19 protein-coding genes are annotated in these 23,516 nt (G+C 60.6%); 10 read left to right on the forward strand and 9 right to left on the reverse strand.

What is annotated here, in order from left to right; all coding sequences use genetic code 11:
- Together EC915_RS16810 and EC915_RS25315 are read left to right on the forward strand one after the other, a co-directional pair.
- Window positions 1-202: transposase (locus EC915_RS16810; protein WP_166651010.1), on the forward strand; the 202-nt coding region annotated here is incomplete at its 5' end.
- Window positions 203-369: 167 nt separating this feature from the next.
- The gene (locus EC915_RS25315) at window positions 370-564 is read left to right on the forward strand and encodes a transcriptional regulator (protein WP_133751659.1); all 195 of its coding nucleotides are present in this window, start codon (window positions 370-372) and stop codon (window positions 562-564) included.
- A 184-nt stretch (window positions 565-748) separates the two neighbouring features.
- Here the strand turns inward: EC915_RS25315 and EC915_RS16820 are convergent, their stop codons facing one another.
- On the reverse strand, window positions 749-3,691 hold the full coding sequence (locus EC915_RS16820) for a membrane-targeted effector domain-containing toxin (protein ID WP_166651011.1): 2,943 nt from the start codon (window positions 3,689-3,691) through the stop codon (window positions 749-751).
- Window positions 3,692-3,876: 185 nt separating this feature from the next.
- Here EC915_RS16820 and EC915_RS16825 point away from each other — a divergent pair, with 185 nt between their 5' ends.
- Both EC915_RS16825 and tadA read left to right on the forward strand, forming a co-directional pair.
- Window positions 3,877-5,250: a multicopper oxidase family protein gene (locus tag EC915_RS16825; RefSeq protein WP_133751661.1), complete on the forward strand. Its 1,374-nt coding sequence runs from the start codon at window positions 3,877-3,879 to the stop codon at window positions 5,248-5,250.
- Window positions 5,250-5,732 carry a tRNA adenosine(34) deaminase TadA gene (gene tadA, locus EC915_RS16830; protein WP_133751662.1) on the forward strand — a complete coding sequence of 161 codons (483 nt, stop codon included), beginning with the start codon at window positions 5,250-5,252 and terminating at the stop codon, window positions 5,730-5,732. The genes EC915_RS16825 and tadA overlap by 1 nt, the downstream gene beginning before the upstream one ends.
- Window positions 5,733-5,745: 13 nt before the next feature.
- Here tadA and mltF read toward each other — a convergent pair whose 3' ends face one another.
- The gene (mltF, locus tag EC915_RS16835) at window positions 5,746-7,206 is read right to left on the reverse strand and encodes a membrane-bound lytic murein transglycosylase MltF (RefSeq protein ID WP_133751663.1); all 1,461 of its coding nucleotides are present in this window, start codon (window positions 7,204-7,206) and stop codon (window positions 5,746-5,748) included.
- Between the two features lie 214 nt (window positions 7,207-7,420).
- On the opposite strand from mltF, the gene purL reads away from it, so the two are divergent.
- Complete coding sequence (gene purL / locus EC915_RS16840; RefSeq protein ID WP_133751664.1) at window positions 7,421-11,320, forward strand: phosphoribosylformylglycinamidine synthase; 3,900 nt, start codon at window positions 7,421-7,423, stop codon at window positions 11,318-11,320.
- Window positions 11,321-11,326: 6 nt separating this feature from the next.
- On the forward strand, window positions 11,327-11,638 hold the full coding sequence (locus tag EC915_RS16845; protein ID WP_133751665.1) for a YqfO family protein: 312 nt from the start codon (window positions 11,327-11,329) through the stop codon (window positions 11,636-11,638).
- A gap of 85 nt (window positions 11,639-11,723) precedes the next feature.
- On the opposite strand, the gene EC915_RS16850 is transcribed toward EC915_RS16845, so the two are convergent.
- The 7 genes from EC915_RS16850 to EC915_RS16880 all read right to left on the reverse strand — a co-directional run bounded on the left by EC915_RS16850 (window position 11,724) and on the right by EC915_RS16880 (window position 20,345).
- On the reverse strand, window positions 11,724-13,355 hold the full coding sequence (locus EC915_RS16850; RefSeq protein ID WP_372237916.1) for a PTS transporter subunit EIIC: 1,632 nt from the start codon (window positions 13,353-13,355) through the stop codon (window positions 11,724-11,726).
- Between the two features lie 88 nt (window positions 13,356-13,443).
- The gene (gene ptsP / locus EC915_RS16855) at window positions 13,444-15,999 is read right to left on the reverse strand and encodes a phosphoenolpyruvate--protein phosphotransferase (RefSeq protein WP_133751667.1); all 2,556 of its coding nucleotides are present in this window, start codon (window positions 15,997-15,999) and stop codon (window positions 13,444-13,446) included.
- A 37-nt stretch (window positions 16,000-16,036) separates the two neighbouring features.
- Window positions 16,037-17,047 (reverse strand): SIS domain-containing protein, encoded by a 1,011-nt coding sequence (locus EC915_RS16860; protein ID WP_133751857.1) that lies wholly within the window; start codon window positions 17,045-17,047, stop codon window positions 16,037-16,039.
- Window positions 17,040-18,146, reverse strand: coding sequence for an N-acetylglucosamine-6-phosphate deacetylase (nagA, locus tag EC915_RS16865; protein WP_133751668.1), 1,107 nt, complete (start codon window positions 18,144-18,146; stop codon window positions 17,040-17,042). Before nagA ends, EC915_RS16860 begins: the two co-directional genes overlap by 8 nt.
- A 44-nt stretch (window positions 18,147-18,190) precedes the next feature.
- The gene (locus EC915_RS16870; protein ID WP_133751669.1) at window positions 18,191-18,922 is read right to left on the reverse strand and encodes a GntR family transcriptional regulator; all 732 of its coding nucleotides are present in this window, start codon (window positions 18,920-18,922) and stop codon (window positions 18,191-18,193) included.
- A gap of 257 nt (window positions 18,923-19,179) precedes the next feature.
- Window positions 19,180-19,743: a murein L,D-transpeptidase family protein gene (locus EC915_RS16875; RefSeq protein WP_133751670.1), complete on the reverse strand. Its 564-nt coding sequence runs from the start codon at window positions 19,741-19,743 to the stop codon at window positions 19,180-19,182.
- A 50-nt stretch (window positions 19,744-19,793) separates the two neighbouring features.
- Window positions 19,794-20,345: an NUDIX hydrolase gene (locus EC915_RS16880; RefSeq protein ID WP_133751671.1), complete on the reverse strand. Its 552-nt coding sequence runs from the start codon at window positions 20,343-20,345 to the stop codon at window positions 19,794-19,796.
- Window positions 20,346-20,658: 313 nt separating this feature from the next.
- Between EC915_RS16880 and EC915_RS16885 the strand changes: the two genes are divergently transcribed.
- The 4 genes from EC915_RS16885 (at window position 20,659) to purT (ending at window position 23,495) form a co-directional block, all read left to right on the forward strand.
- The gene (locus EC915_RS16885) at window positions 20,659-21,270 is read left to right on the forward strand and encodes a CoA pyrophosphatase (protein WP_133751672.1); all 612 of its coding nucleotides are present in this window, start codon (window positions 20,659-20,661) and stop codon (window positions 21,268-21,270) included.
- A 72-nt stretch (window positions 21,271-21,342) separates the two neighbouring features.
- On the forward strand, window positions 21,343-21,867 hold the full coding sequence (locus tag EC915_RS16890) for a gamma carbonic anhydrase family protein (RefSeq protein ID WP_133751673.1): 525 nt from the start codon (window positions 21,343-21,345) through the stop codon (window positions 21,865-21,867).
- Entirely contained in the window at window positions 21,867-22,088 is a 222-nt protein-coding gene (locus tag EC915_RS16895) for a DUF1289 domain-containing protein (protein WP_133751674.1), read from the forward strand. Before EC915_RS16890 ends, EC915_RS16895 begins: the two co-directional genes overlap by 1 nt.
- 225 nt (window positions 22,089-22,313) lie before the next feature.
- The gene (purT, locus tag EC915_RS16900) at window positions 22,314-23,495 is read left to right on the forward strand and encodes a formate-dependent phosphoribosylglycinamide formyltransferase (RefSeq protein WP_133751675.1); all 1,182 of its coding nucleotides are present in this window, start codon (window positions 22,314-22,316) and stop codon (window positions 23,493-23,495) included.
- Window positions 23,496-23,516: the final 21 nt, after the last annotated feature.

A 23,516-nucleotide genomic window follows, 5' to 3' on the forward strand; every position in this document is an offset into this window, starting at 1 on the left:
CAAGATCGAGAAAGCCAAGGCCCAAGTTCGCGCCAAGGTTGAGCATCCATTTCGGGTGATCAAGCGTCAGTTTGGTTATACGAAAGTGCGCTTCCAAGGCTTGGTGAAAAACACTGCTCAGATGGTGACGCTGTTCGCCCTGTCGAACCTTTGGATGGCGCGTCGATATTTGCTCTCCAGCGCAGGAGAGGTGCGTCCGTAATGAGGGAAATAGCTACTGCGGGCCGCGTGCAGCGGTAAAAACGGATGAAATAGGCGGCAGACTTGATCGATTTTGAACGGCTACCGTTTTTTGAAAGCGGCTATGGCTCAGCGGTCTAAAAATAGCGGCCTACTTCAGACCATCCTTAACTGATAGGATGGTGCCAGATGAAAGATCGATCCCACGACGAAGCGATGGCCGAGCAGTTCTTGCTCTGTCCCGAATATGCAGTCGAGTTACTGACTGAGGTACGCCGTAATGGGGACCCTGCAGAGCTGGCCATCCTACTAAGGCAAGTGGCCAAGGCGTTTGTCCCGGAGGAGGGGACGGCCGAGCTGACACGCAACTCTCCATATGCCTGATGGGATGGTATATTTCATGGCATAAGCGCTGCTGTATATTTTAAAGATCTGAAATATAAGTATTTTTTGAATTATTGATAATAGAGTGGGAATGCTCTCCATACCCCGATGAAGCCTCTTCCAGATCTTCAGCACTACCCCCAAAGCCGCATACGCCTCAATGGACGCATCCGGCTTTGTTGTTTCAGATGCTCTGTCTCAAGCCTGTCAGCTTTAGGGCGGCGGTCAGTTCGGTGAATGTGGCATAGCGGCGTCCGCTCACTGCTGGCCATTCCGGGCGCTGGATATAGAGCTGCGTGCCGTCTTGCTTGATGGGTGTGTAGTGGAGGAGTCCATCACGGCTGCGGTGGACGAGCTCGGCGGCATCACTTGTTCGCATGATGGCGAACTCGCCTGAATGGGGCAGGCGGTCATGGACCAGATTAGGGGCTTCGACAAAGTGAGCTCTACGCCCTTTGACCGCCATACGTAGCCTCAAATCACTTTTGACGCTCCCGACGGGCCTGCCCATTGCGTCGTTCACATTTGCACCGGGATCTACGTCGTAACCGGTCGCTTCGCCCGGGTTGACGTCGACAATGCGCAGCCCGACGACACCCTCGATTTCTGCGACACCGGCGACCTGACGATACGTATTGGCGTGTGCGTTACCTACCAGCGCCACCCACCGCCCACCGCCCGATGCGGCCTGATCGGCATTGATGACCGTATGCGCGAAGTAATTCATCAGTCTAAGGCGCACTGTCCTGTCGGGGTCGGGCAGCCCTGCGTGCCTATAACTGGTCATGCAGTCGATGGCGCGTACGCGGATGCGGTGTTTGTTGGCCGTTTTGACCAGGTTGAGGAACGTGTAGCGACCGGTTGAGTCGGTTAAGTGGCCCCAGTCCAGGTGCTCCAGGTACGCCTCCAGCTTGGCGGGCATGGCGCCGGTTCTGGCGAAGGTGTCCAGGTCCGCCTGGTGCAGATCGGTTAGCAAATGTTCCATATACAGCGTCTTGACCTTTTGTTTGACCAGTTGCCCCATGTTGTCGATCAAGAATTGTTTGCTGGCTACGCAATTGTGACTCTCACCGATCACCAGTCCGGGCGCGCTTTCATAAAGTTGCTTGAGGGCGGCTCTTGGCGTCGATTCAGGCGCGATGACGGGTATCGGCGGCCGCTCAGGGATTTGCACGTGTGCATAAAAAGCGTCTGTATCGCTGGCCAGGCGACGACGCATGGCGAAGAAATCCTGGATCGGATCATTCGGTTTCAGCGACACGTAATTCCCTTCAAACGGTCGGTTGCTGGGGTTTTCTACCCGCGCGCGCAAGGGTTCTCGCAGTGCCTGAGGCAGGTCATAAGGGCTCGGCAGGGCTGCAAGGGTCGGTCCCACTGAATCTGTTCTTGCCGATAACGTCCGTAATGCACCGCCCCCTCCGCGCAGGCCCTGACTGACAGGCTCCCATTCTCCAGCATTGTTCAGCCGGACAGGTACGTTGCGATGAAACGAGAATGGGTTCTGCGGGTCGACGATGACCCAGCTGTTCAGTTCATTGACATAGCGCACCTGATAGCCGATGCCTTCGATCGAGATCAGCGTCGTGTCGTGGCCTGTCTGGTAGACGTTGCGCATACGGCCGCTGGTCGGTGGCTGGGGATAGTCATCGAGCACCTCGTTGGTCTCGAAAGGCGTCAGCAGGCCGGCTAATTCACCGGTGTCTGTCGGATTAGGTATCGCAGGTTGCAGCTGCGTGGGGGAGGGTGCACCCGGCGCTTCAATCTCGAGATCCGGCGCGGCTGCGGTGGACTCACTTTCAGACGCAATATCAGCAATTTCAGGCATTGCGACCTGAGCCAGTAAGGCAGCATTGAACAGCACATCGATGCCGCCGAGGATGGCGCCAATCACACCACTTTTGCGATCCGCTGTGGTGTGGCCGTGTATTGCCTGATCAATGTTCAAGCCGACGTCGGCCAAGCCTGCGCCCACCGCAGCCAAAGCAATTGGCCAGTCCAGTGTCGCCAAGGCGCCGAAGGTCTGACCGAAGGCTTGCAAGTAACCGATCCACATCTGCTTGCGCAGCTCGCTGTTCGAGTACAGGGCAAATTCGGCATCGGCCTTCATGCGCGCTCGGGCGGCATCGCGCAGGTGTGTGAACGGATCGCCGCTGACCGGGCGCTCGTCCCGGTTGATCACGGAGGGAGCATGCGTGCCCCAGTTGCTGAACATCAGGTCCAGTGCGTGATTCAATCCGATCTGCTGATCGCCCTGCGCATGCACGGATAGCGGAAAGTGCGACATCAATTGCGCCCGATTGTGGACCTCGTTGCTGTGATTCATCAGCCACCACTGCAGTTTGTCAGGGGTGTCGAAGACGTGGAAGGCATCAACCTCCCCCGGCACATAGAGGAATTGCCGACCGCTGTCTTCGACGATTCGCAAAAGGTCACTGGACTCATACCCGGCGATGTCCAGCTTGGCGACACGTACGCCAACGCCGAGCGGTACCTCCGATTGCAGCATGGCCAACGTGACCGGTTTGCCCGGATCCACACCTATAGCGGCCATGATTGCCCCGAATTGCTCAGCGTCCAGGGCGCCGCTGCGATGATCCTCCACGGCCCTGGCGATGAAGCTGGCCTTGGCCAGGGTTCTGAAATCGTCCGCACGGTTTTGCCAAAAGGTGTTCATCTTGAAAGTGAATTGGCGTTTGAAGTCCAGAGCCCAAAAGGCGTCCATCGCATCTTTGGGTAGTAGGCACACCTGGTTGGTTTCGTCGAAAACCTCGGCGTCGGGTCCTGCGGTGTAGAAACCGCTCATCACTTGCAGTGAGTCGGCCTGGTTCTGGTCGAATGCGTTGAAGCGGTGCATCACCAGTTGGGGCAGGGTCAGCGAATTAATCGGTTTAGCGAGGTGCCTCCAGCCGCTGAAGGTCAGAGAGCTGCTGTCAGCGACCTCGAAGCGATGCCAATAGACGGCGTCAGGCTCCAGATGATCGATGCAGTGCTGGCGCAGGAGTTCGGATGCGGCAGCCCGAGCCATTTCACGCAGGTCGGGGCAGTTCGCTACCAGCTTCTTACAAATGGCTCTAAGCGATGTCTGATCAGTATTGAGGTCCAAAGTGTTGGCAATGAGAGAAGGCATGTCCGTCGTCCTTGATGAATGAGCCTTGAGCTTCCCCATCTGCCCGACTGAATTGGTACTAAATATGTACTGCAGCCATCGTTCGCTTATTTTCAGTTAACGCAGGTGTATCGTATCCGCCCCTCGCAAAGTCTCGCGTTCAGCGCTTTGTTCCCCCCTCCGGCCCTCACCAAGGTTTTTGCCAGATGTCCTTTACCCGTCGACAATTTCTCGGAGGTCTGGCCGGTCTTGCCGTGGTCGGGCTGGGCGCTGGCGGCGCTTCGCGTTATTGGCTGGGGCGCACCGGGCCTGGAGAGGGGCATGACTACGAACTCATCGCAGCGCCTCTGGACGTAGAACTGGTCTGCGGTTTCAAGACGCCGGCCTGGGCTTTTGGCGCCTCAGCGCCGGGCACCGAACTGCGGGTACGGCAAGGCGACTGGCTGCGTGTGCGTTTCATCAATCGGTTGCCGGTCGAAACCACCATTCACTGGCACGGCATCCGTCTGCCGCTGGAAATGGACGGTGTGCCTTACGTGTCGCAACTGCCGGTCAAACCGGGCGAGTATTTCGATTACAAATTCCGCGTGCCCGACGCTGGTAGCTATTGGTATCACCCGCATGTCAGCAGCAGCGAAGAACTGGGGCGCGGTTTGGTCGGGCCATTGATTGTCGAGGAACGCGAGCCGACCGGATTTGCCCATGAGCGTATGGTCTGCCTGAAGAGCTGGCATGTGGATGAGCAGGGTGCGTTCACTGAGTTCAGCGTGATCCGTGAGGCGGCTCGGGAAGGCACGGCGGGGCGGTTGTCGACGATCAATGGCACGCCGCAAGGAACGGTCGAATTGCCAGCCGGCCAGATCACCCGCGTGCGTGTTCTCAACCTCGACAACACTGTGACCTATCGCCTCAATCTGCCGGGCGCCGAAGCGATGATCTACGCATTGGATGGCAATCCGGTCAAACCGCGTCCATTAGACAAGGATTACTGGCTGGGACCAGGGATGCGGATGTGCCTGGCAATCAAGGCGCCCCTGGTCGGCGAGGAAATTTCCCTGCGCAACGGCCCTGTGCGGCTGGGCACATTTCGCTCCGTCGCCAGCGGCGACAAGCCCGGCGCGTGGCCCCCCGAGTTGCCGGCCAATCCGGTGGCCGAGCCGGATCTTGCCAGCGCCGAAAAGCTCAACTTCAATTTTGAATGGGCAGGAGCGGTATCGATCAATGTCGACAACGGCAAGCCCCCGAGCCTCTGGCAGATCAACGGTCAGGCTTGGGATATCACCGACCGGACCTGCGCCGAAAGGCCTATCGCCAAGCTCGAACGGGGCAAGAGTTACATTTTCGAGTTGAAGAACATGACGCAGTACCAGCATCCCATCCATTTGCACGGGATGAGCTTCAAGGTGATTGCCTCCAATCGCAGGAAAGTGATCCCCTATTTCACCGATACCTATCTGTTGGGCAGGAACGAGCGCGCACGCGTGGCGCTGGTAGCGGATAATCCCGGCGTGTGGATGTTCCACTGCCATGTGATCGATCACATGGAGACCGGTCTTATGGCAGCTATAGAGGTTTCGTAATGCGGCAGCCGCAAATCATTGATCGCAGCCGCGATCAGCATTTCATGCATGAAGCCCTCGCGTTGGCCGCCGAGGGTGCGCTGTTGGGCGAAGTCCCCGTGGGCGCGGTGCTGGTTCAGGACGGTGTGATTATCGGCCGTGGCTACAACTGCCCCATCAGTGGCAGCGACCCCAGCGCCCATGCCGAAATGGTCGCCATTCGTGCGGCGGCCCAGGCGTTGAGCAACTACCGCCTACCGGGCAGTACGTTGTACGTCACGCTTGAGCCTTGCAGCATGTGCGCGGGGTTGATCGTGCATTCGCGTATCGGCCGGGTGGTGTATGGCGCGACCGAACCCAAGGCGGGCGTGGTGCAGAGTCAGGGGCAGTTTTTCACCCAGCCGTTTCTTAATCATCGGGTGCTGTTTGACGGCGGGGTGCTGGGTGAAGAGTGCGGGACGATGTTGAGTGAGTTTTTCAGGATGAGAAGGGCGAAGGGCTAGAGGACCGGGGGCTCTAAAGCGGCGCCTTTTCTTCCGGCGGCCTGGTTTTGTCCACGCCCGGCACATGCAGCGCGCCTTCGGCGACCTGGCTGCCTTCGAGCTGCGGCTGGGTTACCCAGGTGAGGATGTCGTAATAACGGCGGATGTTGGCGACGAAGCTGACCGGTTCGCCGCCCCGTGCGTAGCCGTATCGGGTTTTGCTGTACCACTTCTTTTGCGACAGGCGTGGCAGCATTTTCTTCACATCCAGCCATTTGTCCGGGTTCAGGCCTTCGCTTTCTGCCAGCTTGCGGGCGTCGTCCAGATGGCCTGCGCCAATGTTGTAGGACGCCAACGCCAGCCATGTCCGGTCAGGCTCCTGAATCGTATTATCCAGCTGATCCTTCACGTAGGCGAGATACTTGGCCCCACCCTGAATGCTCTGTCTGGCGTCCAGACGGTTGGAAACCCCCATCGCCTGGGCCGTGCTCTGCGTAAGCATCATCAGGCCACGCACCCCGGTTTTGGAGGTCACGCCCGGTTGCCAGAGCGACTCCTGATAGCCGATCGCGGCCAGCAGGCGCCAGTCCACCTGCTCTTGCTTGGCAGCGGCCTGGAAGTGTTTTTCATACTTTGGCAGGCGTTCCTGCAAATGCTGGGCGAAGGTGTAAGCGCCGACGTAGCCGAGAACGTCGACGTGCCCGTAGTAGCGATCCTTGAGCCGCTGCAGCATGCCGTTCTTCTGCATCTTGTCGAGATAGGCGTTGATCTCGTTGAGCAGACTGTTGTCATCGCCCGGCGCCACGGCCCAACGCTGATCACGCCCATCCCCCAGGTCGAATGCCACGCGCACGTTGGGGAAATACACCTGGTTCATCGCCAGTTCATTGGAGTCCACCAGTGTCAGGTCGATCTGACCCTCGTCTACCATGCGCAGCAGGTCGACGACTTCGACCTGGTCCGACTCTTCGTAATTGATACCGGGATATTTGACCTTCAGCGCTGCCAGTTGCTCGGCGTGACTGCTGCCCTTGAGCACCAGAATGCGTTTGCCGACCAGATCACCCGGATCGGTAGGGCGCGACTGGCCATTGCGGTAGATGACCTGTGGGGTGACTTCAAGGTAGGAGTGCGAGAATCGCACCTGTTTGGCGCGGTTCTCGGTACTGACCAGACCGGCTGCCGCCAGTACCGGGCCGCCGGGTTTCGTCATTTGGTCGAACAGATCGTCCAGGTTGTCTGCCGTTTCGATCTTCAGTTCGACGCCAAGATCGTCGGCGAAACGCTTGACCAGCTCGTACTCGAAACCGGTTTCGCCGTTGCGATCCTGGAAATAGGTCGCCGGGCTGTTACGGGTGACGACGCGCAGGACGCCATCCTCCTTGACTCGTTCCAGTGTGTTGGGTTTTTCAACACAGGCACCGAGCAGCAGGAAGATTCCGGTTGCGATGAGCCACTTGGCGCAGCGTGGGCGGAAATCTGATGGGGAAAACATTGGTGCAGTATACGCAAAGCGCGTTGACCGCCATATCTCGACAGCGAGGATCGCGTCTGATAGAGCGCAAGGATTTTTTACCCCGGAGTGTAAGAAACTGTCTCGCACTGACATTCGGGCGCGTCGGGGCCCTCGTTTCGGGTGCCGAAAGATCGTGTTTAGGCTAGAATGCACGGCCTCAAAGCACACCCCCTTCCCCGAGGCTGTCCCGACGATGTTGATCTTGCGTGGTGCTCCCGCCCTTTCTGCTTTCCGCCACAAGAAATTACTTGCACAGCTGAACGATAAAGTTCCGGCTGTCAGTGGCCTCTACGCTGAATTCGCCCACTTCGCTGAGGTTACAGGCGTCCTGACCGAGGACGAACAGCACGTTCTTGCCCGACTGTTGAAGTACGGCCCGAGTGTGCCGGTTCAGGAGCCACGCGGTCGTCTGTTTCTGGTTTTGCCGCGTTTGGGCACCATCTCGCCGTGGTCAAGCAAGGCCACCGACATTGCACGTAACTGCAGCCTGACCAAGGTTCTGCGTATCGAACGCGGTATTGCCTTTTATGTAGAAGGCCAGTTCAGCGAGGCCGAGGCGCAACTCATTGCCGGCGGCCTGCACGACCGCATGACTCAGCTCGTGCTGAGTGCACTGGAAGAGGCAGGCGGTTTATTCCGCCACGCCGAGCCCAGGCCCCTGACCGCCGTCGACGTTCTGGGTGGTGGTCGCGCAGCGCTGGAAAAAGCCAACGTCGAGCTCGGCCTGGCCCTTGCCGAAGACGAGATCGACTATCTGGTCAGCGCATTCACTGGCCTGGAACGCAACCCGCACGATATCGAACTGATGATGTTCGCCCAGGCCAACTCTGAGCACTGCCGTCACAAGATCTTCAACGCCAGTTGGGACATCGACGGTCAGAGCCAGGAAAAAAGCCTGTTCGGCATGATCAAGAACACCTATCAGATGCACAACGAAGGCGTGCTCTCCGCTTACAAAGACAACGCCTCGGTGATCGTCGGCAGCGTCGCCGGTCGCTTCTTCCCGAATCCTGAGACCCGCCAGTACGGCGCGGTCCAGGAGCCGGTGCACATCCTGATGAAGGTCGAGACCCACAACCACCCGACCGCGATTGCTCCCTTCCCCGGCGCAGCCACCGGTTCCGGCGGCGAAATCCGCGATGAAGGCGCGACCGGCCGTGGCGCCAAGCCCAAAGCAGGCCTGACCGGCTTCACCGTGTCCAACCTGAACATTCCGGGTTTCGAACAGCCTTGGGAAAAGCCTTACGGCAAGCCTGAGCGCATCGTCACCCCGCTGGACATCATGATCGAAGGCCCGCTGGGGGGCGCCGCATTCAATAACGAATTCGGCCGTCCGGCGCTCACTGGCTATTTCCGTACCTTCGAGCAGTCCATCAACACCCCGCACGGCGAAGAAGTGCGCGGCTATCACAAGCCGATCATGCTGGCTGGCGGCATGGGCAACATCCGTGCAGAACACGTACAGAAGGCTGAAATAAAGGTTGGCGCCAAGCTGATCGTGCTCGGCGGCCCAGCCATGCTGATCGGTCTGGGCGGTGGCGCGGCATCGTCCATGGCCACCGGCACCAGCTCGGCAGATCTGGATTTCGCCTCGGTTCAGCGTGAAAACCCTGAAATGGAGCGCCGCTGCCAGGAAGTCATCGACCGCTGCTGGCAGCTGGGTGACAACAACCCGATCGCTTTCATCCATGACGTCGGCGCGGGCGGGCTGTCCAACGCCTTCCCTGAGCTGGTCAACGATGGTGGCCGTGGCGGGCGCTTTGAACTGCGCAATGTGCCCAACGATGAACCAGGCATGGCGCCGCTGGAAATCTGGAGCAACGAGTCGCAGGAGCGTTACGTTCTGGCCGTCAGCGCCCCCGATTTCGAGCGTTTCAAAGCGATCTGCGAACGTGAGCGCTGCCCGTTTGCCGTCGTCGGTGAAGCCACTGAAGAGCCACAACTGACCGTGACCGACAGCCACTTCGGCAACAGTCCTGTGGACATGCCGCTGGAAGTGCTGCTGGGCAAGGCGCCGCGCATGCACCGCTCGGCCAATCGCGAAGCGGAATTGGGCGATGATTTCGACCCCGGCACGCTGGACCTCGAAGAAAGCGTGCAGCGCGTGTTGCACCACCCGGCCGTGGCGAGCAAGAGCTTCTTGATCACCATTGGCGACCGCAGCATCACCGGTATGGTGAACCGCGACCAGATGGTCGGTCCGTGGCAAGTGCCGGTGGCAGACGTTGCTGTCACCGCAACCAGTTTCGACGTCTACACCGGTGAAGCGATGGCCATGGGCGAGCGCACCCCGCTGGCACTGCTGGACGCACCTGCGTCCGGGCGCATGGCGATTGGCGAAACCCTGACCAACATTGCAGCCTCGCGTATTGCAAAGATCTCCGACATTAAATTGTCGGCCAACTGGATGTCCGCCGCCGGGCACCCAGGCGAAGATGCGCGTCTGTACGACACCGTGAAAGCGGTGGGCATGGAGCTGTGTCCTGAGCTGGGTATCACCATTCCGGTGGGCAAGGACTCGATGTCCATGAAGACTCGCTGGAGCGATGAAGGCACGGAAAAAACCGTTACTTCACCGTTGTCGCTGATCGTTACCGGCTTTGCCCCGGTCACTGACATTCGTGGCACGCTGACCCCGCAACTGCGCATGGACAAAGGCATTACCGACCTGATCGTGATCGACCTGGGTCGTGGGCAGAACCGCATGGGCGCCTCGATCCTCGCGCAAACCCACGGCAAGCTAGGCAGCGTGGCGCCGGACGTTGACGACGCTGAAGACCTGAAGGCGTTCTTCGCCGTGATTCAAGGCCTTAATGCCGACGGTCATCTGCTGGCCTACCACGACCGGTCCGACGGCGGCCTGATGACCACCGTGCTGGAGATGGCTTTTGCCGGTCATTGTGGTCTGAGCCTTGAGCTGGACACCCTGACCGGCAAGCGTGAAAAGGTCGCAGCCATCCTCTTCAACGAAGAATTGGGTGCGGTGATTCAGGTGCGTCAGGATGCTACCCCGATTGTGCTTGCGCAGTTCAGCGCTGCTGGCCTTGGGGAAAATTGCGTCGCGGTGATTGGCCAGCCAGTCAATAACAGCGAAGTCACTATCAGCCTGAACGGCGAGGCGCTGTTCAATGGCGACCGTCGTCTGCTGCAACGTCAATGGACCGAAACCAGCTATCAGATCCAGCGCCTGCGTGACAACGCCGACTGCGCCGATCAGGAGTTCGATAGCCTGATGGAAGAAGATAATCCGGGCCTGAGCGTCAAGCTGGGCTACGACGTCAACGAAGACATCGCTGCGCCTTACATCAAGAAAGGCGTGCGCCCACAGGTCGCCGTCCTGCGTGAGCAGGGTGTCAACGGTCAGGTGGAAATGGCAGCAGCCTTCGACCGCGCAGGCTTCGCTTCGGTTGACGTGCACATGAGCGACATCCTCGCCGGTCGTGTCGACCTGAATGACTTCAAAGGCCTGGTCGCCTGCGGCGGCTTCTCCTACGGTGACGTGCTTGGTGCGGGTGAAGGCTGGGCCAAATCCGCGCTGTTCAACAGCCGGGCCCGCGATGCATTCCAGGGTTTCTTTCAGCGCACCGACAGCTTCGCCCTTGGCGTGTGCAACGGTTGCCAGATGATGTCCAACCTCAGCGAACTGATTCCCGGCAGCGAATTGTGGCCGCGCTTTGTGCGCAACCGCTCCGAGCAGTTCGAAGGGCGCGTGGCGATGGTGGAAATACAGAAGTCCGCGTCGATCTTCCTGCAAGGCATGGCCGGTTCCCGCATGCCGATCGCCATTGCTCACGGTGAAGGTCATGCGGAATTCAAATCGCCTGAAACGCTGCAGCAAAGCGATCTGTCGGGCACCGTCGCGATGCGCTTCGTCGACAACCACGGCAAGGTCACCGAAACCTACCCGGCCAACCCGAACGGCTCGCCACGCGGTATTACCGGGCTAACCACTCAAGACGGTCGCGTCACCATCATGATGCCGCACCCTGAGCGCGTGTTCCGTGCCGTGAGCAACTCCTGGCGCCCGGATGAGTGGGCCGAAGACGGCGCCTGGATGCGGATGTTCAGGAACGCCCGCGTCTGGGTGAACTGATCGAGGATGTACAAGCTCGCCTTCTTCGTTCCGCCCAGCCATGTGGAGCAGGTCAGGACAGCACTATTCGCCGCCGGTGCGGGGCGAATCGGTGCTTATGACAGCTGCTCATGGCAGGTACGCGGCCAAGGTCAGTTCCGCCCGCTGGACGGCAGTCAGCCGTTCATTGGGCAGGCTGGAGCGGTCGAATACGTCGAGGAATGGAAGGTCGAGCTGGTCGTTGCTGATGGGTTGATAAAGCAAGTGGTGGCTGCGCTCAGGCACAGTCACCCCTACGAAACACCTGCTTTTGAGGTCTGGAAGCTGGAGGATTTTTAAGTCACAGGTTTCGCTCTTCATCCGCGTAGCCTGTGCCCATGCAGGACCCCGCGAACCGGCTCCTGCAGATAAGCGCGGCGTTTGGTCAGCTGGGTTTGAGCATGCCGCGCAGTGCCTCACCCAACCCTTGTGCGCGTTCTCCCACCAGGACATGCCAGACACCGTTGCCCAGGCTTCTGACCCCTTGTGCGCCCAGCGCGTCCAGGCGGCTCGTTGCCAGTGACTGGCCGTTCTTCAATTGCACCCGCAAGCGCGTCAAGGCCACACATTCCACATCCACCACACCGCGGCCACCCAGCGCCTCGAACCATTGCGCGGCTTGCGCGACGCCGACGGGCTGATAAGGCTCTTTTCCTACATTGCTTACTGGGGCTTTGTTCGCATGGGGCAGGGCATTGCGTAACTCATCGGCCAGCCCATCGGCCAATGGTCCTACCACCACCTGCAGGCTGCCAGCGTTGCCGGGACGCACGATTGCCAATGCGCCCAGTGTTTTCAATGCGGCATCCTGCGCCTTGCTGCGATCGGCCAGTTGCAGACGCAGGCGTGTGGTGCAGGCATCGATGCTCAGTAGATTGTCAGCGCCGCCCAGTGCCTGAATGTATGCGCCCGCCCGATCGCTTTGGGCAACCTGCGCAGCGCTCACCACAACCTGTTCACGTCCCGGCGTTTTCAGATTGAAACGCTTGATGCACTGGTCGAAGACCACGTAGTAAACCAGCGCGTAGGCCAGGCCCAACGGAAATACCCACCAGCCATGGGTAGACTTGCCCCAGCCCAGCGCCATGTCGATGGCCCCGCCGGAAAAGGTGAAGCCCAGATGGATGTTCAGCAGGTTGGCCAGTGCCATGGACAGGCCCGTCAGCAGGGCGTGCAGCACATACAGCAACGGGGCGAGGAACATGAAGGCGAACTCGATGGGTTCGGTGACCCCCGTCAGCGCCGAGGTCAGGGCCATCGACAACAGGATCCCGCCAATAAGTTTGCGTTGTTCCGGCAGCGCATTGCGGTACATCGCCAAGCATGCGGCGGGCAGTCCGAAGATCATCATCGGGAACATTCCGGTCATGAACTGGCCTGCGTTGGGATCACCGGCAAAATAACGCGCCAAGTCGCCCGTCACGACACGTCCGGTTTCCGGATCGGTGAAGCTGCCGAAGACGAACCACACCAGGTTGTTGAGGATGTGATGCAGGCCGGTGATGATCAGCAAGCGGTTCATCACGCCGAAGAAGAACGCGCCGATGCTGCCGCTTTCCAGCATCAGCTGGCCCAGCGTATTGATGCCTTGCTGCACTGGCGGCCAGACAAGGCCGAATAACAAGCCCAGTACCACTGCCGACAGCCCGGTTACGATCGGCACGAATCGCCGGCCGCCGAAAAACGCCAGATACTCGGGCAGTGCGATCTCCTTGAAGCGGTTGTACATCGCGCCGCCCAGCAGTCCCGCGATGATCCCGGCGAGCATGCCCATATCGATGTGCGGGTCGAGCACTTTGAGCGTTGAGGTCATCACCAAGTAGCCAATCGCCCCTGCCAGCCCGGCAGTGCCGTTGTTATCGCGGGCGAAACCTACTGCGATGCCGATGGCGAAGATCAGCGCCAGGTTGCTGAAGATGGCATTGCCCGCCGAGTGGACGATGGCGATGTTCAGCAGATCGGTGTCACCCAGACGCAGCAGCAGGCCTGCGATGGGCAGAATCGCAATGGGCAGCATCAACGCCCGGCCCAGTCGCTGTAACCCTTCGATGAAGTGTTGGTACACGGCGTCTCTCCTTGAGGTTCTGGTTCTTGTTATTCAGGCATCACGCGCTCTGTGCAGCATCAACGCCCGTCTTCAGGATTTGCTCGCCAAAGGTGCGGCAGGCCATGCGGGCCGCTTCGGCGCTGCTCAGTTCCAGCAGTTGTTTAGCCAGGGCCTGACATTGGCGAGTGTCCAGTTCGCGCACCTGTGCCTTGATCTGCGCCACTTGAGGAGGGCTGACCGACAATTCACGCACACCCAGGCCGATCAAGGCGGCGGTGGCCAATGGATCCGACGCCAGCGCGCCGCAGACGCCAACCCAGCGACCCCGGCTCTCAGCGGCGCTGCAGGTCATGCCAATCAGGCACAGGAGGGCGGGATGCAGTGCGTCAACGCGGTCGGCAAGCCCGGCATGGTCGCGGTCCATGGCCAGGGTGTATTGAGCGAGATCGTTGGTGCCGATGGAGAGAAAGTCCGCGTGCTCAGCCAACTGCCCAGCCAGCAGAGCCGCCGAGGGCACTTCGATCATGACGCCCAGTTGCGGGCGTTCGGTGATCCCTGCTTGTTGCGCCAATTCGTCGATTCGCGCCCGCACTGCCAGCAGCTCGCCCACTTCGGTGATCATCGGCAACAGGATGCGGCAGCGTGCCAGCGGCTTGACCCGGAGCAGTGCCCGCAGTTGCTGGTCGAGCAACTCAGGGCGTGCCTGGCCCAGGCGAATACCGCGCAGGCCCAGCACCGGGTTGGCCTCGGCAGGCAATGGCAGGTAATCGAGTTGTTTGTCGCCACCAACGTCGATGGTACGGATGATCACCGGTTTCTCCGGCATCGCGTCGAGCACCGATTGATAGGCCAAAAGCTGCTCGTCTTCGGTGGGTGCAGTGCTGCGGTCGACGAAGAGAAACTCGGTGCGCAGCAGCCCCACGCCGTCCGCGCCATTGAGTTGCGCATTTTCGGCATCAGCGCGGGAGGCGACGTTGGCGGCGATATCGATGCTCACCCCGTCTTTGGTCAATGCGGCCAAATGAGCGTGTTGCTGCTGGCGTTGACGCTGCTCGAAACGTAGGGTGCGAAGGGTCTGAATTTCCGCCAAGCGGGCGGCGTCAGGCTTGAGTTCAAGGCGTGCGTGATCGGCGTCCAGCACCACTTCCTGGTTCACGGCGGCATCAAGCACAGCAGCGCCCAGTGCCACCAGACAGGGCAGGCCCTTGCTGCGGGCCAGGATGGCGAGGTGAGACGTGGCGCCGCCTTCGGCCATGCAAATCCCGCCGATGCCGCGTTGGGCTAGCATCAACAGATCGGACGGCGTCAGTTCGCGGGCGACGACTATGGCGCCCGCCGGGACTTCCACGTCACGGGCATCTCCGAGCAGGGCCAACAGCAAACGCTGGCGCAGGTCGCGCAGATCGTTGGCGCGCTCGGCCAGTAATGGGTTGCCCAGTTTTTCCAGCATCGTGCACTGAACCAGCACTGCCTCACTCCAGGCGTGCGCCGCGCTGCTGCCCTGATCGATGGCATGGTAAGCAGCGTCAAGCAGGGCAGGGTCTTCGAGCATGGCCAGATGCGTGGCAAAAATCGCGCCTTGCTCGCAATGGTAGTGATTCACAGACGTGCTGATGTCTGCACGTACCTGCTTCAGCGCCTCGCTGAGAATCTGACGCTGTTCGTCAGCGCAATGGCCGCCCAGGTCATCATCCATTTCGACGGTGCCAAGACGGAACAGCGGACCGCTGGCCAGACCGGGCGAGGCGGTGACGCCCGACAGTACGCCATTCTCAATCCCTGCAGCGGTGCCGGTGCGTGGCGTGATGTGGGCCGCTTGAGGTTTCTCGTCCGGCGAAGGCGTTGACAATGCCTTGAGCAGCGCCTGCAACGCGACGTCGCTGTCATGGCCCAGGCATACCACTTCCACTTCGTCCTGTTCGGCAACGCCCAGCCCCATCAGGGCGGTGACGCTATCGGTCGAGGCGCTGGCGCCGGCGAAATGCACATCGGCGTGGCTGGCAAACCGCCGTGCAGTCTGACGCAGCAGGGCGGCGGGGCGCGCATGCAGGCCCCCGTTGTGCGCCACGCGAATGGTGCCTCGAGACTCCTTGGCGCGCAGGTCTGTGCCGAGGTTATCTACAGCGGCTTGCTTGATCGCGTTGACCGTCAGCAAAGGCTCACCCACGTTCACCGGGCCCGGCCCCGAGGCTGACCCGCGAACGGATGCCAGGCTGAACCGGTCGCTGTTGAGCAGAATCAATGGGCTGACCAGACTGCGGCTGTTGCGTGCGACCTTGTCCAGCTCGAAGCGCAACAGGGGCTGGCCCTCTGTCACCCTTTGACCGTCCTTTACCAGGGCCTCGAAACCCTCGCCATCAAGGCCCACGGTGTCGATGCCCACATGCAGCAGCCATTCGCTGCCGTTGTCGGCCCGCAGGTTGACTGCATGGCGGGTGCGCGCAACGTTGATGACCACCCCGGCGAACGGGGCGTGCAGCACATCGTCCAGCGGGTCTATCGCCAGTCCGTCGCCCATGGTGCCACCGGCGAAGACCGGGTCGGGAACGCTGGCCAGTTCGAGTACGGCTCCGCTGAACGGGGCGTTGAACGTCATTTGTTTATTGTTATGCATGACATTGTCCTTGCAGGCTTATTCGAAGCAGCGGCAGTCAGCCGGTTTTGGTGACTTTGCTCAGGTGCCGTGGCAGATCCGGATCCAGCCCCCGCGCTTGCGCCAGGCCCGCTGCCATCACGTAGAAGCTCTGAATGGCAAGAATCGGGTCGAGCGCCGGATGGTCGGCGATGGTCAGCGTCAAGTCGCGCTCGGCGATGTCTTTGGGGGCGGCCAGCAATACCCTGGCGCCGCGTTGACGCATGTCGGCAGCAAGGGCAAGCAAGCTGGCCTGCTCAGCGCCGCGGGTAGCGAAAATCAGCAACGGATACTGCTCGTCCACCAACGCCATCGGGCCATGCCGAACTTCCGCACTGCTGAATGCTTCGGCCTGGATGGCCGAGGTTTCCTTGAACTTGAGCGCCGCTTCCTGGGCGATGGCAAAGCCGGTGCCGCGACCGATCACCATCAACCGCTGACAATCGCGCAGCGCCTCGATGGCCACCGACCAATCCTGGCGTGCCGCTTCGTGCAGGCGTTCGGGCAGCGTCAGGCCCGCCTGCAGCAGTGGCGCATCCTGCCGCCAATGCGCCACCAGACGGGCGCTGGCGCTCAGCGTGGCAATGAAGCTTTTGGTGGCCGCGACGCTCAATTCCGGGCCGGCGCTCAGGGGGAGGGTGTACTCACAGGCCTGTTCGAGGGGCGACCCGGGGACATTGACCATGGCGATGCTCAGTGCGCCGCGCTCGCGCAGTTTGCGCAGGCTGTCCACCAGATCAGGGCTTTGACCCGACTGCGAGAACGCAATGGCGGGCTGGCCCTTAACCCGCATCGGCGAGTGATGCAGGGTCACCACCGACATTGGCAGCGACGCCACCGGCACGCCTGTAAGCTGCATGGCCAGATAGGCGAAGTAACTGGCGGCATGATCGGAACTGCCTCTGGCCACGGACACGATCACCTGTGGTGCAGACTCGCGCAGGCGCCGCGCAATGTCGATCAAGCGCGGCTCCAGTGCATCGAGCTGACGCCGAACCGCATCCGCTGAGGCGAGGGCTTCATCAAGCATTTTTGAGTTCAAGGGTTTCTCCTTCGACCATGACGGCGGTGATTTTCAGGTCGCGGTCCAGGTACACGGCGTCGGCCCAGCTGCCTTCCCGCAGCCGACCGCGCTCTTGGATACCAAGATACTCCGCAGGAAATTGCGACAAGCGCCGTGAAGCATCGGCCAGCGACAGGCCAATCTTCACCAGATTACGCAGCGCCTGATCCATCGTCAGTGTGCTGCCAGCCAGGGTGCCGTCGGCCAGACGTACCCCGCCCAGGCATTTGGTGACCGTATGGCTGCCGAGCTTGTATTGACCATCGGGCATGCCAGTGGCCGCGGTGGAATCGGTGACGCAATACAGGCAGGGAATCGAGCGCAGGGCCACGCGTATCGCGCCGGGGTGCACGTGCAGCAGGTCGGGAATCAGTTCGGCATATTGCGCATGGGCCAGCGCGGCACCGACGATGCCGGGCTCGCGGTGGTGCAGCGGGCTCATGGCGTTATACAGGTGGGTGAAGCTGGTGGCGCCGGCCTGGAGGGCTTTGACGCCTTCTTCATAGCTGCCCAGCGTGTGGCCGATCTGCAGGCGCACCCCATGCGACGACAGCGCCCTGATCAATTCGGCATGACCGGCGATTTCCGGTGCGATGGTGATGACCCTGATCGGCGCGAGCCGCAGGTAGTCTTCGACCTCGCCGAGCAGGGCGGCGTGCGCGTGGTTGGGTTGCGCGCCGAGTTTGCCGGGATTGATGTAAGGCCCTTCCAGATGCACGCCCAGTACGCGCGCGGTGCCCGGCGCTCGGTGCTGACAGTAGCCACCCAGTTGCTCGAGTATCCGATGAATCTCGGCTGCGGGCGCTGTCATGGTCGTGGCCAGCATTGATGTTGTGCCAAAGCGCAGATGGGTGCGGGCGATGGTGGCAAAGCCTTCGGCGCCCTCCATGATGTCGCTGCCGCCGCCGCCGTGTACATGCAGGTCGATAAAGCCGGGCAGCAGGTAGGGCAGGTCGTTGTCCTGCGGGTCGCAGGAAGTGCCCTGAACGCGCGTTACCCGACCGTCACGGTGCTGCAACTGGCCGCGAACCCAGCCGTCGGGGGTGAGGATGTTGAAGTCAGCCATGCAGGCTCCATGTGTTCGGTGGATACGTTTTTCGGCGAAGCTCTTTACCTGCGAAGCTCTGCGACGAAATCGTAGTAATCGTCGCGGCAATAGGTGTCGGTCAGTTCGATGGGCGTGTTGTCGGCCAGATAGCCGATACGCGTCATCAGCAGCATCGCCGTGCCAGCAGGGACGCCCACCAGCGTCGCCATTTCCGCCGACGCATTGATCGCGCGGATATGCTGCAGGGCGCGAACGACCGGCCGCCCGATGGAGTCGAGGTGCGCATACAGCGAATCGCCGATGGCGTCGGGTTCGGGCAGCAGGGCCGCTGGCAGGGCACTGAATTCAATGGCCATGACGACATCGTCGGCCTTGCGCAGACGCTTGAGCCTAGCGACCTTATCAGTGGGCGAGAGGCTCAGTCGGAGCAACTCTTCGTGGGTCGGCAGGGTAATGGTGCGCTCCAGCCACTGGGAGCTGGGCGTGAGGCCCTTCAAACGCAGCATTTCGCTGAAGCTCGACAGACGTGACAGAGGTTGTTCAAGGCGCGGCGTAATAAATGTTCCAGAACCTTGGCTGCGCCGGATCAGGCCCTGTTCCAGCAGAATCTCCAGCGCTTTGCGGGCAGTTACTCGGGAAATATTCAGGGTTTCACTGAGACTGCGCTCGGACGGCAGCGCCTGGTCGGCCTTCCACTGGCCTGCGTGAATTGCTGCTTCCAGATTGCGCGCCAGTTGCAGGTACAGCGGCGTTGGTTGACCGTCATCGGGGCGCAGGGCAAGGATCGAATTCATGAATGGGGTCCGAAGTCAGTGTTGTTTGTTTTTCGGCGCATGTGGCCGAAAATAATACCACTTGCATACCACGTCAAGGGGGGGATTAAGCGGAGGTTTTTTAGTCGCAGCGTACTGACGCTCAGAGGGGCGCCAGACATGGAAACGTTGTGTAGACCGCTTTCCTCAGTTCGTGGACAAGCGTGCGCTTGCGCCTTCCGGGTGGGGCCAGGGGCGCGGTTCTTGAGAGAGATGAATGGTATCTAACTGGTTGGGGCCTACGGCCGAATCTCGATCATCGTACCATCCTTGACCAGGTCCCAGACTTCCCGAATATCGCTGTTCTTCATGGCGATACAGCCGTTGGTCCAGTCCAGCGTCTGGAAGTACCACTCCGGGTAATTCTCATCGACGGGCGTGCCGTGGATCATGATCATGCTGCCGGGTTTGACACCCTCTCGGCGAGCACGGGCTGCGTCGGAGATGTTGGGGTAGGAAACGTGCAGCGACAGATTGTAGGCCTCGCTGGTCTTGCGGTAGTCAAGCCAGTAGAAACCTTCTGGTGTGCGCTGGTCGCCTTCTTGCAGCTTGGCACCTCTAGGCGCTTTGCCCAGCGAGATGCGGTAGGTTTTCAGCGCTTCGCCATTGCTCATCAGTTGCAACTGATGCGCCGACTTGAGCACGAGAATCTTGTCGATGGTGCGCCTGGAGATATCCTGAGTGTCCACCACTTTGCCGTCGACGAACTTCTGCTCGCTGCCTTTGGGCACGATGGTCTGCGTGAACGCGGCCTGCGACAGCGGAATGAACGACAGACATAGCACAGCGAGCAACAAACGCATTTTCAACGGTATCCCTGAAGCCTGCGCATCGATCGCGCGTGGTCATCTGATCAAGTGGTTTTGAGAGGGGGTACGACACCTAGGCAATCGGTATGCACAGGGAATTCTTGATGCAGCCGATCTGCGAAAAAGCATTCCAGAGTGCGCCTGACCGTGTTGAAGGCCAGCTCCGACCAGGGAATATCGGCCTCCTCGAACAACCTCACCTCAAGGCTCTCGACCCCGGCAGCAAAGTCGGCGCTGGCCAGGTTGGCGCGGTAGAAGATATGCACCTGATTGATGTGTGGCACGTCGATCATCGCGTACAGATGCAGGTCTTCGAGCGTCGCGCAGGCCTCTTCGACGGTTTCACGGCGGGCCGCCTGCTCGACGCTCTCACCGTTCTCCATGAAACCTGCCGGCAGCGTCCAATAACCCAGGCGCGGCTCGATGGCGCGGCGGCACAACAGCACCTTGCCCTCCCACACCGGCAGCACGCCCGCGACGATGTTGGGGTTCTGATAGTGAATGGTGTGGCAGTGCTCGCACACATAACGCAGGCGGCTGTCGCCCTCGGGGATGCGCTGGACGACCTGTTCGCCGCAATGGCTGCAGAATTTCATGATCGAATCGGGTTCCTGAAGTCAGCGGCTATCTTGGCGCGCCGCGTGTAGGGTCGGCAAGCGATGTCTTGCTTCGGGTGCTTGAGGGCTGGGCTCTGTACAAAAGTGGCTGCGCTCGTGATGCTGCGTTAATAACAGGCTCCGAATGCCCATTTACAACACGTAGAGTCGAACGCGACTCCGACCGTTCCGCGCCTGTTTTTGCCTTGCCTGGCCTTCGCTCGCCGACTTTTCGTGCGCAGCCCAGGCCAGGGGTTGGGGCTCTCGTTACTTTGGTGCATGATGCCGGACAGGCAACAGATCGAGAATCACCATGCTGGACGAGCTACTTCGCCGTATAAGCAGCCATACGCCGGGCACTCTGGAGACCGATAAACGCTTCCCCGAGGCGGCTGTGCTGGTGCCCATCACTCGCAGCGCCGAACCGGAACTGATACTGACCCTGCGCGCCAGCGGCCTGTCGACCCATGGCGGCGAGGTGGCGTTCCCCGGCGGGCGACGCGACCCTGAAGACCCTGATCTGGTGTTCACCGCCCTACGCGAGGCCGAGGAGGAAATCGGCCTGCCGCCGGGCCTCGTCGAAATTGTCGGGCCGCTCAGTCCGCAGATGTCCAAGCATGGTCTGCGCGTGACGCCTTACGTCGGCGTGGTCCCTGATTTCGTCGAATACACCGCCAACGATGGCGAAATTGCTGCGGTATTCAGCGTCCCGCTGGAGTTTTTCCGGCAGGACGTACGCGAACATACGCACCGCATCGATTACCAGGGCCGCAGTTGGTATGTGCCCAGTTACCGCTTCGGCGAGTTCCGGATCTGGGGCCTGACCGCCATCATGATCGTCGAGTTGATGAACGTGCTGTTCGACAGCAACATCAGCCTGCACCACCCGCCCGAGCATTCAAGCATATTGAGGCTCAAACCCTGAGCCAGCCTTTCACCCAACCGTGAGCCTGAACTCGACCTGTGGCCGCAGAGCCGACCTTTGAGGAAAAACAATATGAAATACCGTCTGGGCAATGCCCGCGTCCAAGCGCATCCGCAAAGTTGGATAGCACCCACCGCCACCTTGATCGGCAATGTTCGCCTGCAGGCCAATGCCAGCGTCTGGTTTGGTGCGGTGCTGCGCGGCGATAACGAGCTGATCGACATCGGCGAGAACAGCAACGTGCAGGATGGCACGGTGATGCACACCGACATGGGTTCGCCGCTGACCATCGGCAAAAACGTCACCATCGGGCACAACGTCATGCTTCATGGCTGCAGCGTCGACGACAACAGCCTGATCGGTATCAATTCGGTCATTCTCAACGGCGCGAAGATCGGCAAATATTGCATCATTGGCGCCAATTCATTGATCGCTGAGGGCAAGGTGATTCCCGATGGTTCATTGGTCATGGGTTCACCGGGAAAGATCGTGCGCGAACTGACCGACGCGCAGAAGAAGTTGCTCGAAGCCAGCGCTGCTCATTACGTTCACAACGCTCAACGTTACGCGCGCGATCTCGCGCTTCAGGAAGATTGATGTCCGCCGAACAACCAATTCAAGAAAAGCCCGTGCGCTCACCCTGTGTGAGCATCTGCGCCTTGAATGAGGCGGACATCTGCACCGGCTGTCAGCGCACCGTCGCAGAAATCACCGGCTGGAGCCGCATGAGTAACGAGCAGCGACGCGCGGTGCTGGCGGTGTGCGACGAACGCGCGCGGGCCAGCGGCGTGATGTTTTCGGTAGCGGGGCCTCGGTAAGCGCTGACGCCCGGCTCACCCTGTAGAAGTGAGCTATGGGAAGTCCGCGAGGGTGAGCAACGTTGAGATCGATCTTCAGGGATGCCCCGAAGGGTGTTGAACCGATTTCGCATTGATCGCTGGGTCACCCCAGCCCCACCTTCATGGTAAATTGCGCGCCTTTCTCCCCTGCGGTTGCTCGCACATGGCGAGCTGCCCTCGACATCTGCTCCACGAGGACCTGAGATGACTCAAATCGGAACTCCACTGTCGCCGACCGCGACCCGCGTTTTGCTCTGTGGTTGCGGCGAGCTTGGCAAGGAAGTGGTGATCGAACTGCAACGTCTGGGCGTTGAAGTGATTGCCGTCGACCGTTACGCCGACGCTCCGGCGATGCAGGTCGCACACCGCAGCCATGTGGTCAACATGCTCGACGGCGCCGCGCTGCGTGCCGTGATCGAGGCCGAGAAGCCGCATTACATCGTCCCGGAAATCGAAGCCATCGCCACCGCCACCCTGGTGGAACTGGAGTCCGAAGGCTTCACTGTGATCCCGACCGCGCGCGCCACGCAGTTGACCATGAACCGCGAAGGCATTCGTCGTCTGGCCGCCGAAGAGCTGGACCTGCCGACCTCGCCGTATCACTTCGCCGACACCTTTGAAGACTACAAAAAAGCTGTCGAAGACCTGGGCTTCCCATGCGTGGTCAAGCCGGTGATGAGTTCCTCGGGCAAAGGCCAGAGCCTGCTCAAGACCGAGGCCGATGTTCAGAAAGCCTGGAATTACGCACAGGAAGGCGGTCGTGCCGGCAAAGGTCGGGTGATCATCGAAGGCTTCATCGACTTCGACTATGAAATCACCCTGCTGACGGTGCGCCATATCGGTGGCACCACGTTCTGCGCGCCTGTCGGCCATCGCCAGGAGAAAGGTGACTATCAGGAATCCTGGCAGCCTCAGGCCATGAGCCCGGTTGCACTGGCTGAGTCCGAACGCGTTGCCAGGGCTGTGACCGAAGCGCTGGGTGGTCGTGGTCTGTTTGGCGTAGAACTGTTTATCAAGGGTGATCAGGTCTGGTTCAGTGAGGTGTCGCCGCGTCCACATGACACGGGCCTTGTGACTCTGATTTCCCAGGACCTGTCGCAGTTCGCGCTGCACGCCCGCGCCATTCTGGGCCTGCCGATTCCGTTGATCCGTCAGTTCGGCCCGTCAGCTTCGGCGGTCATTCTGGTGGAAGGCAAGTCGAGCCAGACTGCCTTTGCCAACCTGGAGCAGGCCCTGAGCGAGCCGGACACTGCACTGCGTCTGTTCGGCAAACCTGAAGTCAACGGGCAGCGTCGCATGGGCGTCGCCCTGGCGCGTGACGAATCCATCGAAAACGCTCGCCGCAAGGCAACCCGCGCTTCGATGGCGGTAAAGGTGCAGCTGTAAGCTCATCCGCAACGAAAAACG

The organism is Pseudomonas sp. LP_7_YM, assembly GCF_004364435.1.
Lineage (GTDB): Bacteria > Pseudomonadota > Gammaproteobacteria > Pseudomonadales > Pseudomonadaceae > Aquipseudomonas.